Source organism: Streptomyces sp. NRRL B-24572 (assembly GCF_002156145.1).
Taxonomy (GTDB): domain Bacteria; phylum Actinomycetota; class Actinomycetes; order Streptomycetales; family Streptomycetaceae; genus Streptomyces; species Streptomyces vietnamensis.
Genome location: NZ_MWIG01000800.1, coordinates 1 through 11,099, shown reverse-complemented (window position 1 = coordinate 11,099; position 11,099 = coordinate 1). Strand labels below are relative to the sequence as shown.

Genomic DNA, 11,099 nt, shown 5'->3' with positions numbered 1-11,099 from the left:
GCGGCGGTGCGGCGGTAGGAGGGCATGCGGGGGCTCTCTCTCGTGCGTGGGGGAGGACGGGACGAGCAACGCGCACTGGGCGTACGGAAGTTGGCTTCCGGGCGACCGGCGGAGGAAGCCTCGCATTGGTCCATACCAATGGGCAAGGGGGTGGACGGAAAAAGCGGCCCCCCGGGGTGCCGCACACCCGGGAGGCCGCTGCCGCGGATCGGAGGAGGGGTCAGCCGTTCGCGAGCGCCTGCACGCGCGAGTAGTCCCCGTTGAAGTGGTTGTGGTCGCCGACCGTCGGGCCGGAGGAGGTGTACTGCCAGATCGTGTAGTACGGCCAGCCGGCCGGGAGCTCGCCGACGTCGGTGGCGTACCGCGCGATCCACAGCGGGTTGGTGGTGGAGAAGGCCGCGGAGTTGCCGGTGCACTGCTTCCACCAGCTCGTGGCCGTGTAGATCACCGGGTCGCGGCCCGTCCGGTACTTGTACCGGTTCACGAAGTCCTGGATCCACGCGACCATCCCGGACGCGGTCTTGCCGTAGCAGGTCGCGCCGTACGGGTTCCACTCGATGTCGAGCACGCCCGGCAGGGTCCTCCCGTCCGCCGACCAGCCGCCGCCGTTGTTGACGAAGTAGTCGGCCTGGGCGGCTCCGGTCGTCGTGTCCGGGGTGGCGAAGTGGTACGTGCCGCGGATCATGCCGACGTTGTAGGAGCCGTTGTACTGCTGGGTGAAGTAGGTGTTCTTGTAGTACGTGCCTTCCGTCGCCTTGACGTAGGCCCACTTGACCCCGCTGTTCCACAGGGTGGACCAGGCCACGTTGCCGTTGTGGCTGGAGACGTCCACGCCTTCCGTCGCCGCGGTCAGGGTCGGGGCGCCGCCGGCGACGGGACCCTGGCCGTCGTGCGCGATCACGCCCATGCCCATGTAGGCGGAGCCGCGCGCGGGGGTCGCCTTCTTCGCGCCGGGGTCCTGGGCGGCGGTGGCGGTGCCGGAGAGGCCGAGGGGGAGGAGGAGGGTGAGGGCCGCGAGGGCGGCGCCGGCGAGGGTGGTTCCGGATCTGTGCACACGCATTGCGTGCCTCCGAAAGGCTCGGTGGGGGAGCGGTGGCGGCAGGCGTCACGACAAGTCCTGGAATGGACATGTCATTCAGGGCTGCCGGGAAAGACGCTACGCACGTAGACCCGTCCGGCGGAAGGGGGCCTGGTTGCCGCCGTTGGTCTACGCCTGCGAAATACTGAAGGAGCTGCGGCGATGGACGCCCCGGCAAGAAACTTTCAGCGACCGGAAAGCGCGCGGGAGGTGCTGACGTGCACGGAAGCAGTACGGGAGACGAAGGCCGGGCCACCGCCGGAGGTGGTGTGGACCAGGAATTCCTCGCCCTCGAACGGGAGCTGGCGGTTTTCCTGCGCCGCGCCCGCGCCCAGTCCGGCGAGATGGCCCGCGAGGTCCATCCCGAACTGGAGCCCGCCGCCTACGGCCTCTTCGTGCGCCTCGACGAGGCCGGACCCCAGCGGGCCACCGAGCTCGCCGGGTACTTCGGCGTCGGCAAGGCCACCATGAGCCGCCAGCTCCGCGCCCTGGAGGACCTCGGGCTCGTCGCCCGCGACCCCGACCCCGCCGACGGCCGCGCCTCGCTCGTCCGCCTCACCGAGGAGGGCCGCAGCCGCTTCCGCAGCGTCCGCGATGCCCGGCGCGAACGCTACGTCCGCAAACTCGCCGACTGGGACCGCGCCGAGGTCGCCGAACTCGCCCGCCTCCTGCACCACTTCAACGTCCGCTCGGAGGGCTGAGCGGCAGACCCGGATCAGAGGTCCCGCAGCTCCGCGTAGACCGCCGTCGCATCGTCGTGGAGCTTCCAGCGGCGCACCCCGCCCGCCCGCGCGTCGGCCGCCTCCAGGGCCCGCACCCGGCGGAGCAGACCGGCCGGGCCCTCCTCGCGCAGCACGCCGAAGCAGTCCGCCCAGTCGCCCTCGCCGAACAGCTCCACCCAGCGGCTCGCCCCGTCGGTGAGCGCCGCCAGGGCCCGTACCTCCGCGCGCGGGGTCGTCCCGGTCACCGCCCGCTCCGCGACCGCCGGGTCCGCCGCCGCCGTGAAGAAGCCACCCTCCCGGTTCCGCAGCCGGTCCGTCGCCGCCAGGGAGCGCAGCACCTCGTCCGGCACCCGGTCGAGCCGGTCGTCGAGCACGGCCCGTACCGTCCCGTCCGGGGCCTCCAGGAGGAGTGCGGAGTCGGAGAGGACGAGATGCTCGACCGACGCCTCGTCCCAGCGGGCCAGCACCACGGTCGCCTGGGGCGTTCGCACGTGAGAAAGGTCACAGGTGTCGCGGTGGGCGTCCGCGGTGCGCCGGATTGCCCGCGACAGGATCTCGGACAGGGGCATGTCCCGGCGGGAACCGGACAGTTCGGTCAAAGCCCCGCCCAGTCGCGCGGTGAACCACGGGACCGTGTGCACACAACCGTCATCACCGGCGGGAGGCGTGACGCCGTCGAGCAGGACGACCGTCCCCCCGCTCCCCGAGGCGGGCAGAGCTGCGGCCACCCAGTCCTCATTGGGGCGTTCGGGACTGCCGGGAAGGGAGGCGACTCCACTGTGCATGGCATCCAGTGTGCCCACCGCCGCGCAATTCCCCGGGAAATCCTTCACCGGACCTGCAAATGACCGGAAATGGCCTGTACCAACCCGGAAGAAGTGGTGCGAGAGGTGGAACGGCCACCTCCGGGGAGCTGCGGGCGGGCATCCTGCCAAAGCCCGCCCGGAAGATCCAACCGGCGCCCCGCACGGGCCCCCGGCGACCGCCGCCGGAAGTTGTTCGCCAACTACTGAGTGTTGTTCACTCGTTCGGGTGGCGGAGCGGCCGATGCCCGTCCCCTTGCCGGAAGCGCTGGAATGGTCGGAAGCCGTACCAGGGGTGGGGGTGCTCCATGCGACCGGTCGTCACCTCTGCTTCATCGGCGGACGAATCAAGAATGCGAGCACCGGTGCAGAAGAAGCGGCCTCGGAGCAAGAACGGCACGCAGAGCCAGACCCCCGGTGAGCCGCAGGCCCCCGCCGGCCGGTCCAAGCGCGTCCGCAGCCGGCTGGTCGCCGGCGTCGCCCTCGTCGGCGTCACCGTCCTCGCCGCCGGAGCCCCCGCGATCCTCGCCGCCTCCGCCGAGCTCACCGAGTCCCAGCGCCTGGTCACCCTCGCCGAACTCGACCGGCAGGCCGTCACCCTCGCGCACTCCCTCGCCGACGAGCGCGACGAGGTCGTCGCGTACATCGCCGCAGGACGCGACGGTCAGAGCGGCGACGCCAAGCACAAGCGGCGGATCACCGACGCGCGCTCCACCCGGGTCGACCGCCAGATCGACGAGATCCGGCCCGCCGCCCCCGCCGAACTCCGCCGCGAACTCGCCGGCGTCCCCTCCGTCCGCCGCACCGCCCTCACCGGCAAGGGCACGGCCCTGGAGGCCCACAAGGCGTACTCGGACGTCATCGCCAAGCTCCAGGCCCTCGCCGACGAACTCGCCGACAAGACCCCGGCCCGCGCCTCCGACGCCGCCCTGACCGGGGCCACCCGCGCCCCCGCCGCCCTCGGCCGCGCCGTCGAACAGGCCTCCGTCACCCGCGGCCTGCTCGTCGCCGCGCTCTCCGTCCCCCAGCCCGAGCCCACCGGGGGCGTCCACTACGACCCCCAGACCAACACCTACGTCGCCGACGAGCCCGAGGGCGCCGCCGAGGCCGACCGGGCCCGCGACGGCCTCACCGCCGCCGCCCAGCAGGCCCGCGTCCGCGAACTCGCCGCCCTCGGCGACTTCGACCAGGCCGCCGGCGCCACCGCCCGCGACTCCCTCGCGGCCACCGTCACCGGCCCCGACGTCAAGAGCGCCGAACTCGCGCTCTCCTCCCTCACCGACCAGCCCAAGCTGACCGAGGCCGAGCGCGGCACGGACCCGACCGCCCTGGAGGCCGCCCTCTCCGCCCGCATCGAGCAGATGCGCGGCGTCGAGTCCGCCCTCGCCACCGAGCGGGTCGACCGCCTCTCCGCGCTCCGCGACGACGACGTCGAGGCCCTCGAACTGCGCCTCGCCTACCTCGGCGGCTGCCTCCTCGTCGCGATCGGCATCTCCACCTACGTCGCCCGCACCCTCACCCGGCCGCTCGCCGTGCTCCGCCTCGGCGCCGCCCGGCTCGCCGCGGCCCCCGAGCCGCACAACGAGGAAGCGATCCGCTTCACCGGCCGCAACGACGAGTTCGCGCAGGTCGTCCGCTCCCTCAACGCCCTGCAGGGCAAGCTCGCCGGCCTCGCCGCGCAGACCGAGCGGCTCACCGACGAGCGCACCGACCTGGCCGCCGCCAAGGACGCCGTCGGCGCCGAACTCGCCGCCCAGCGCGCCGACCTCCAGGGCCGGGTCGCCCTCCTCACCGCCGACCTCGAACGGCTCAGGAACAGCGTCCACCACACCTTCGTCAACCTCTCGCTGCGCAGCCTCGGGCTCGTCGAGCGGCAGCTCGGCGTCATCGAGAAGCTGGAGGAGCGCGAACAGGACCCGGACCGCCTCGCGACCCTCTTCAAGCTCGACCACATGGCGACCGTCATGCGCCGCCACAGCGAGAACCTCCTCGTCCTCGCCGGCCACGAGCACGTCCACGGCCACGCAGGGCCCGTCCCGCTCGTCGACGTGCTGCGCGCCGCCGTCAGCGAGATCGAGCGGTACGAGCGGGTCACCATCCAGTCCCTGCCGCCGCACGCCCAGGTCGCCGGCTTCGCCGCGGACGACCTGAGCCACCTGGTCGCGGAACTCCTGGAGAACGCCACCTCCTTCTCGCCGCCCGACGCCGAGGTCCAGCTCTCCGGCTGGCTCCTGGAGAGCGGCGAGGTGATGCTCTCCGTGCAGGACGCGGGCATCGGCATGACCGCCCGCCGGTTCGCCGAGCTCAACGAGCGCCTCGCCGAGGCCGACCCGGAGGCCTTCGAGGGCGAGGGGCTCGGCATGCGGGTCATCGCCCTTCTCGCCGCCCGCCACGGGGTGCGCGTCGAGCTGCGCGAGCAGAAGCCGGGCGGCACGACGGCCGTCGTGGTCCTGCCGCTGCCCCTGCTGCCCACCGCCCCGCCGACGGCCGTGACGGAGCCGGTGCGGGTCGCGGGCGCCGCGCCCGCCATCCAGCTGCCCGGCTCGGCCGCGGAGGCCAACTCCAACAGCCTGCCGTCCCGGACCCGCGACCCGCTCGTGGAGGCGGCGGAGGCCGCGTTCCTGGCGGCGGAGACGGGCCCGGCGCAGACGCAGGAGCCGGAGCGCGCCCCCGAGCCGGAGCCGGCCCAGGAGTACGCCCCGGAGCCCGCGCCCGCGCCCGAGCCGGAGCTGGAGCCGGCAGAGGCGTACGAGCCGGAAGCGCCGTACGAAGCGCCGTACGAAGCGGCGCCCGGCACGGCGTACGAGCCGGAACCGACCTACGAGCCCGAGCCCGAGCCGGCAGAGGCGTACGAGCCCGAGCCCGAGGCGGCCCCGTACGCATCCGTCTCCGAGACCACGCTCCAGGTCCGGCTGCCCGACCCGCCGCCGGAGCCGGACACCCACGAGCGCGCCGCCGACGCGGAGGAGACGGCGCACGCCGAGACGCCCACCGCCGAAGTCCCCGGACCGCGCCCCGCGCAGTGGGAGCGGGTCACCGACAAGGGCCTGCCCAAGCGCACCCCGCAGGTGGTCAAGCAGGCGGGCGCCCCCGCCACGCCCCGTCGGGGCGGAGTGGACGCGGAGGCCCTGCGCCGCCGGCTCGGCGGCTTCCACCAGGGCGCCAAGGCCGGGCGCCGGGACGTTGAGGCGGAGTTGGACACGGCGCGCATAGACGCCGCGAGGACTGCACGTACAGAGGAGATGACGGGGGACACAGTCGAGGAGGCACGCAGTTGACTGCGACGGGAACGTTCGGACTGAGTACGGAAGCCCGCAACCTGCAATGGCTGCTGGGGAATCTGGTGGAGGAGGTCCCGGGCGTCCGCTCGGTGGCCGTGGTCTCCTCCGACGGCCTGATGCTGCTCTCGTCGGACCCTGCCACCCAGCAGGCCACGACGGCCGCCGCCGACGCCGGCCGCCCCGGCGGGCCGCGCGGCTCCAGCGCCGATCTGGCCACCATCGTCTCCGGCATCGGCAGCCTCACCATCGGCGCCGCCCGGCTGATGGACGGCGGCGGGGTCAAGCAGACGATGGTGGCCATGGACGAGGGCAGCGTCTTCGTCATGTCGATCAGCGACGGTTCGCTGCTCGGCGTGCACGCCACGCCCGACTGCGACATGAGCGTCGTGGCGTACCACATGGCGCTCTTCGTGGGCCGCGCCGGTCACGTACTCACCCCCGAAGTCCGCAGTGAACTGCGCAAATCGATGGAGAGCACCCAGTGACGGCCATGTCCTCGGCTCATCACGCCTTCAAGCTGCCGGTACGCGGAGAGGGACGCCGCCCCGCGCGCGTGCGCCCGTACTCGCTGACCGGCGGCCGTACCCGCTTCGGTCACATCCTGCTCGTCGAGACCTTCGTGGCCGCGCTCGAAGCGCCCGCCGCCCGCAAGGCCCTGACGGACGGCGGACCGGCCGCCCGCGGGCTGATGCCGGAGATGCGGGCCATCGTCGAGATCTGCCGCCGGATGCGGACGGTCGCGGAGATCTCGGCGCTTCTCAAGATGCCGTTGGGGGTCGTCCGGGTGCTGCTCAGCGACCTGGCCGACCAGGGAAAGATCCGTGTGTACGGGACCGGTCACGGCACCGGCCAGCCCGACCGCGCGCTCCTCGAAAGGGTGCTGAGTGGACTCCGTCGTCTCTGACGCCACCGCCGTCTCCGAAACGCCGGTGGTCGCCGGCATCCCCGCCCAGCCGGGGGCCGAATCGCGCGAACCGGATACCGAAGAGGGCGCGCAGGACTGGCAGCTCGACCACTCCCGTGCCCCGATCGCGACGAAGATCGTCGTCGCGGGCGGCTTCGGCGTCGGCAAGACCACCTTCGTCCGCGCCGTCTCGGAGATCACCCCGCTCCAGACCGAGGCGCTGATGACCCGGGCGAGCGAGGACACCGACGACCTCACCGCCACGCCGGACAAGCTCACCACCACGGTGGCGATGGACTTCGGCCGGATCACCCTCGACAGCGACCTGGTGCTGTACGTCTTCGGCACGCCGGGACAGCAGCGCTTCTGGTTCATGTGGGACGACCTGGTGCGCGGCGCGATCGGGGCGATCGTGCTCGCCGACACCCGCCGGCTCACCGACTGCTTCCCGGCGCTCGACTACTTCGAGAGCTGCGGGCTGCCGTACATCGTGGCCGTCAACCACTTCGAGGGCACGGAGCTGTTCGAGGAGGACGACATAAGGGAGGCACTGACCGTGCCCGCGCACGTGCCCGTGGTGATCATGGACGCGCGCAAGCGGTACAGCGTCGTCGAGACCCTGCTCGCGATGGTCGCGCACGCGCTCGAAGCCACGCCCGAATAGCCTGCCGCCCCCGAACAGTTCGTCCCGTCACGCCAGGAGCCCCGCCCATGCGGAAGATACTCATAGTCGGCGCCGGCCAGTCCGGCCTCCAGCTCGCCCTCGGACTCCAGTCGCAGGGGTACGAGGTCACCCTCATGTCGAACCGGACGGCGGACGAGATCCGCACCGGCCGGGTCATGTCCACCCAGTGCATGTTCGACACCGCCCTCCAGCACGAGCGGGACCTCGGGCTCAACTTCTGGGAGTCCCAGGCCCCGAAGATCGAGGGCCTCGGCGTCTCCGTCGCCGGCCCCGACTCCGCCCGCCTGATCGACTGGGTGGGGAAGCTCGACGGCTACGCCCAGTCCGTCGACCAGCGCGTGAAGATGGCCGGCTGGATGGACACCTTCGCCCAGCGCGGCGGCCAGCTGGTCATCCACGGCGCGGCCGTCGGCGACCTGGACTACTTCTCCCGCAGCTACGACCTGGTGCTCGTCGCGGCCGGCAAGGGCGAGCTGGTCTCCATGTTCGGCCGGGACGCCGCCCGTTCCCCGTACAGCGAGCCGCAGCGCGCCCTGGCCGTCGCGTACGTCCACGGCCTCGGCCCGCGCCCCGAGCACCCCGAGTTCGACGCGGTCCGCTGCAACATCGTGCCCGGCGTCGGCGAGCTCTTCGTCATGCCGACCCTCACCACCGGCGGCCGCGCCGACATCCTCTTCTGGGAGGGCGTCCCCGGCGGTCCGGTCGACGCCTTCCAGGGCGTCAAGGACCCCTCCGAGCACCTCGCCCTGACGCTGGAGCTCATGGAGAAGTTCCTGCCCTGGGAGTACGCGCGCGCCACCAAGGTCGAGCTGACCGACGCGGGCGGCACGCTCGCCGGCCGGTACGCGCCGACCGTCCGCAACCCCATCGGCCGGCTCCCCGGCGGCGGCCTGGTCCTCGGCGTCGCCGACGTCGTGGTCGCCAACGACCCGATCACCGGCCAGGGTTCCAACTCGGCGTCCAAGTGCGCCGCCGCGTACCTCGCCGCCATCGTCGAGCAGGGCGACAAGCCCTTCGACGAGGAGTGGATGCAGGGCGCCTTCGACCGTTACTGGCAGACGGCCCAGCACGTCACCAAGTGGACGAACGCGATGCTGGCGCCGCCGCCGGAGCACGTCCTGAACCTGCTCGGCGCGGCCGGCGGGCTCCAGCCCGTCGCCGACCGCTTCGCCAACGGCTTCGACGACCCGGCGGACTTCGAGAACTTCTTCTTCGACCCGGAGAGGACGTCGGCGTACCTGGCCGAGGTCACGGGCGGCTGACCAGGCCGAATCCGGTCGATGCGACATGCCCCCGTGCTTGATCACGGGGGCATGCCGCTGTCGCGGACCCTCGCCCGCGTGGAGGCGGACCTGGCCGCCGGCCGTGTGCCGATGGCACGCCGGCGCCTGCGGTCACCCCGTTCGCCGAGCGGCGGCCCGTGTCCCTGCGGACGGCACATGCCGAGGAGCCGGGACGGGCCGAGGAGCCGGGACGGGCCCGCCTCCTACGAGGAGGACGCCGACGAGGAGTACGCGCCGGGCACCGGAGGGCGGTCGGTCGGCGGCTTCGTCGCGGGGGCCGGATGCCTGCTGGGGACGGTCGTCTTCGGACGGGTCCGGGTGCTCGGGGTCGTCTCCCTCTTCGGCGACTGAGGGCCCTCCTCCGCGCGGCGGACGGCGAGCGGGGTCAGGAGGCCCGTCAGGGCGAAGAGGGCGCCCACGGCGAACCAGCCGGGGCGTCCCCAGCCGATGCAGAGCGCGATGAGGAGGCCGGGGCCCAGGGCCTCGGAGAGACCGGCGCCCAGCCCGAAGACGCCCAGGTACTGGCCGGTGGCGTGGGGCGGCGCGAGCGCGTACGACACCTCGAAGCCGCCCGCCGCGTGCCACAGTTCGCCGACCGTGTGGACGACCACGGCGGCCAGGAGCAGCACGACCGCCACCACGACGGGCGTCCCGGCGGAGAGCGACACGAGGGCGCAGGAGACGAGGAAGGCCGCCCCGGCGCGCCGGTAGGCGCGGCCGCCGGCCCGGGGCGAGTCGACGCCGCGGCTCGCCCGCACCTGGAGGCCGACGACCAGGACGGTGTTGGCGAGCATGGTGCCGGAGACGAGCCAGTGCGGGGCGGTGGTGGACCCCACGAGCCAGAGCGGGATCGCGACGGTGAGCACCTTGAACTGGATGGCCATCACGCCGTCGAGCGCGGTGAGCACCAGGTATGGCCGGTCCCGCAGCGCGATCCACCGGGGGCCGCGGTCGGCGGGCGCGGGGGCGACGGGCGGCAGCAGGAACAGGACGGCGGCCGAGGCCGCGAACGCGCACGCGTTTCCCGCGACGAGGACCTGGTACGCGCCGAGGGTGCCGACCTGGACCGCCCACCCCGCGAGGAGCGCGCCGAGGGAGATGCCGACGTTGGTCACGGCCCGCAGATAGGCGCGGAACTCCTGCGGCCTGTCCCCTCCGTGGTGCCGGATGAGCGGCGCCCGGGCGGCGAGACCGGCCGCCTTGGCGCCGGTGGCCGTGGAGACGGCGAGCACGAACGGCCAGAAGCTGTCGGCGAGTACGAAGGCCGCCGTGGCGAGCGCCTGCACGGCCAGGGTGGTCACGTAGACCCCGCGCGCCCCGCGCCGGTCCGCGAGGTGGCCGACGGCGATGCCCACGGCGAGCGAGAGGAGCCCGGCGATGCCGAGACCGAGGCCCACGGTGGCGGCCGGGAGGCGCACGGCCTGGGTGAAGTACAGGACGCCGGCGGTCAGGAAGAGCCCGCTGCCGACGGCGTTGACGAAGTTCGAGGCGGCGAGCGCGCGCCGGGGTCGGGTGTCCGGTAAGAGTCTGGGCATGACGGGGCTGGGCATGACGGGCTCCGTGTCCGGGACAGGCGATCGGCCATCGGTGTCGGCCATTCGTAAGGACCCGTCTAGCTTGTTGGATATTACGCGCGAGGGCAAGGGGCGGGCCGGGAGCGGGAGTTCAGCTCTTGTCGTAGCCCTCGTCCGCGCCGTCCTTCGCCCCCGCCGGGAGCACGGGCGGGGTGTACGCCTTCAGGGCCGTCCCTTCCGGATCGGGCCGTACGGCGCCGAGCAGCGGGTTCGCCGCGAGCGGTGAGACCTTCACCTTTCCGCCGGGGCGCGGGGCCTGCACCACCAGGCCGTCCCCGAGGTAGAGGGCCACATGGGTCGCGCCCGGGAAGTAGACCACCAGGTCGCCGGGGCGGAGCTCGGCGAGCGACACCCGGGGCAGGGTCGCCCACTGCTCCTGGCTGGTCCTCGGCAGCTCCCGGCCGGCCGCCGCCCACGCCTGCTGCGTCAGCCCCGAGCAGTCGTACGCCTCCGGGCCCTCCGCCCCCCACTCGTACGGCTTGCCGATCTGGTCCACCGCGAAGCGCAGGGCCTCCGCGCCCGCCCGGGAGGGGGTGCGCGTGCCGGCCAGGGCGCCGGAGTCGAGCAGTTCGCGCTGCGCGCCGGCGGTCTGGACGTGTTCGAGCGCGGTCAGCCGGGACAGCTGGTCCGGCGACAGCGCGGCGAGCAGCTTCTCGACCTCGGCCAGCTTGGCCCGCACCTCGTCGCGCCGCTTGCGCTGCGCTGCGGCGAGCCCCTGCTGTCGGTCCAGGGCCTTGCGGGAGGCGCTCGCGAGGCCGCCGGCCTGCCG

The 11,099-nt window shown here is 73.2% G+C and carries 10 protein-coding genes and 1 pseudogene; 7 read left to right on the top strand and 4 right to left on the bottom strand.

The window, feature by feature from the left end:
* Positions 1 to 220: 220 nt before the first annotated feature.
* Positions 221 to 1,060 carry a lysozyme gene (locus CCN56_RS36250; protein ID WP_086831999.1) on the bottom strand — a complete coding sequence of 280 codons (840 nt, stop codon included), beginning with the start codon at positions 1,058 to 1,060 and terminating at the stop codon, positions 221 to 223.
* Between the two features lie 236 nt (positions 1,061 to 1,296).
* On the opposite strand from CCN56_RS36250, the gene CCN56_RS36245 reads away from it, so the two are divergent.
* The gene (locus CCN56_RS36245; RefSeq protein ID WP_086831998.1) at positions 1,297 to 1,779 is read left to right on the top strand and encodes a MarR family winged helix-turn-helix transcriptional regulator; all 483 of its coding nucleotides are present in this window, start codon (positions 1,297 to 1,299) and stop codon (positions 1,777 to 1,779) included.
* A 14-nt stretch (positions 1,780 to 1,793) separates the two neighbouring features.
* Here CCN56_RS36245 and CCN56_RS36240 read toward each other — a convergent pair whose 3' ends face one another.
* Entirely contained in the window at positions 1,794 to 2,585 is a 792-nt protein-coding gene (locus CCN56_RS36240) for a protein phosphatase 2C domain-containing protein (protein ID WP_086831997.1), read from the bottom strand.
* Between the two features lie 371 nt (positions 2,586 to 2,956).
* On the opposite strand from CCN56_RS36240, the gene CCN56_RS36235 reads away from it, so the two are divergent.
* The 6 genes and pseudogenes from CCN56_RS36235 to CCN56_RS46035 all read left to right on the top strand — a co-directional run.
* Entirely contained in the window at positions 2,957 to 5,881 is a 2,925-nt protein-coding gene (locus tag CCN56_RS36235) for a nitrate- and nitrite sensing domain-containing protein (protein ID WP_256962356.1), read from the top strand.
* Entirely contained in the window at positions 5,878 to 6,369 is a 492-nt protein-coding gene (locus CCN56_RS36230) for a roadblock/LC7 domain-containing protein (protein ID WP_041131225.1), read from the top strand. Before CCN56_RS36235 ends, CCN56_RS36230 begins: the two co-directional genes overlap by 4 nt.
* 5 nt (positions 6,370 to 6,374) lie before the next feature.
* Entirely contained in the window at positions 6,375 to 6,788 is a 414-nt protein-coding gene (locus CCN56_RS36225) for a DUF742 domain-containing protein (RefSeq protein ID WP_086832001.1), read from the top strand.
* On the top strand, positions 6,769 to 7,452 hold the full coding sequence (locus tag CCN56_RS36220) for an ATP/GTP-binding protein (RefSeq protein WP_086831995.1): 684 nt from the start codon (positions 6,769 to 6,771) through the stop codon (positions 7,450 to 7,452). Before CCN56_RS36225 ends, CCN56_RS36220 begins: the two co-directional genes overlap by 20 nt.
* 47 nt (positions 7,453 to 7,499) lie before the next feature.
* Positions 7,500 to 8,735 (top strand): styrene monooxygenase/indole monooxygenase family protein, encoded by a 1,236-nt coding sequence (locus CCN56_RS36215; protein WP_086831994.1) that lies wholly within the window; start codon positions 7,500 to 7,502, stop codon positions 8,733 to 8,735.
* Between the two features lie 18 nt (positions 8,736 to 8,753).
* A pseudogene (locus tag CCN56_RS46035) lies at positions 8,754 to 8,858 on the top strand (hypothetical protein); the annotation flags it as partial.
* A 101-nt stretch (positions 8,859 to 8,959) separates the two neighbouring features.
* Here the strand turns inward: CCN56_RS46035 and CCN56_RS36210 are convergent.
* Positions 8,960 to 10,306: an MFS transporter gene (locus CCN56_RS36210; RefSeq protein WP_256962355.1), complete on the bottom strand. Its 1,347-nt coding sequence runs from the start codon at positions 10,304 to 10,306 to the stop codon at positions 8,960 to 8,962.
* A gap of 115 nt (positions 10,307 to 10,421) precedes the next feature.
* Positions 10,422 to 11,099: C40 family peptidase (locus CCN56_RS36205; RefSeq protein WP_143664731.1), on the bottom strand; the 678-nt coding region annotated here is incomplete at its 5' end.

Bases quoted from the DNA above. Each gene is read 5' to 3' on its own strand.
- CCN56_RS36235 (WP_256962356.1), top strand. From the start codon at position 2,957: ATGCGAGCACCGGTGCAGAAGAAGCGGCCTCGGAGCAAGAACGGCACG.
- CCN56_RS36210 (WP_256962355.1), bottom strand. From the start codon at position 10,306: ATGCCCAGCCCCGTCATGCCCAGACTCTTACCGGACACCCGACCCCGG.
- CCN56_RS36225 (WP_086832001.1), top strand. From the start codon at position 6,375: ATGTCCTCGGCTCATCACGCCTTCAAGCTGCCGGTACGCGGAGAGGGA.
- CCN56_RS36215 (WP_086831994.1), top strand. From the start codon at position 7,500: ATGCGGAAGATACTCATAGTCGGCGCCGGCCAGTCCGGCCTCCAGCTC.
- CCN56_RS36250 (WP_086831999.1), bottom strand. From the start codon at position 1,060: ATGCGTGTGCACAGATCCGGAACCACCCTCGCCGGCGCCGCCCTCGCG.
- CCN56_RS36240 (WP_086831997.1), bottom strand. From the start codon at position 2,585: ATGCACAGTGGAGTCGCCTCCCTTCCCGGCAGTCCCGAACGCCCCAAT.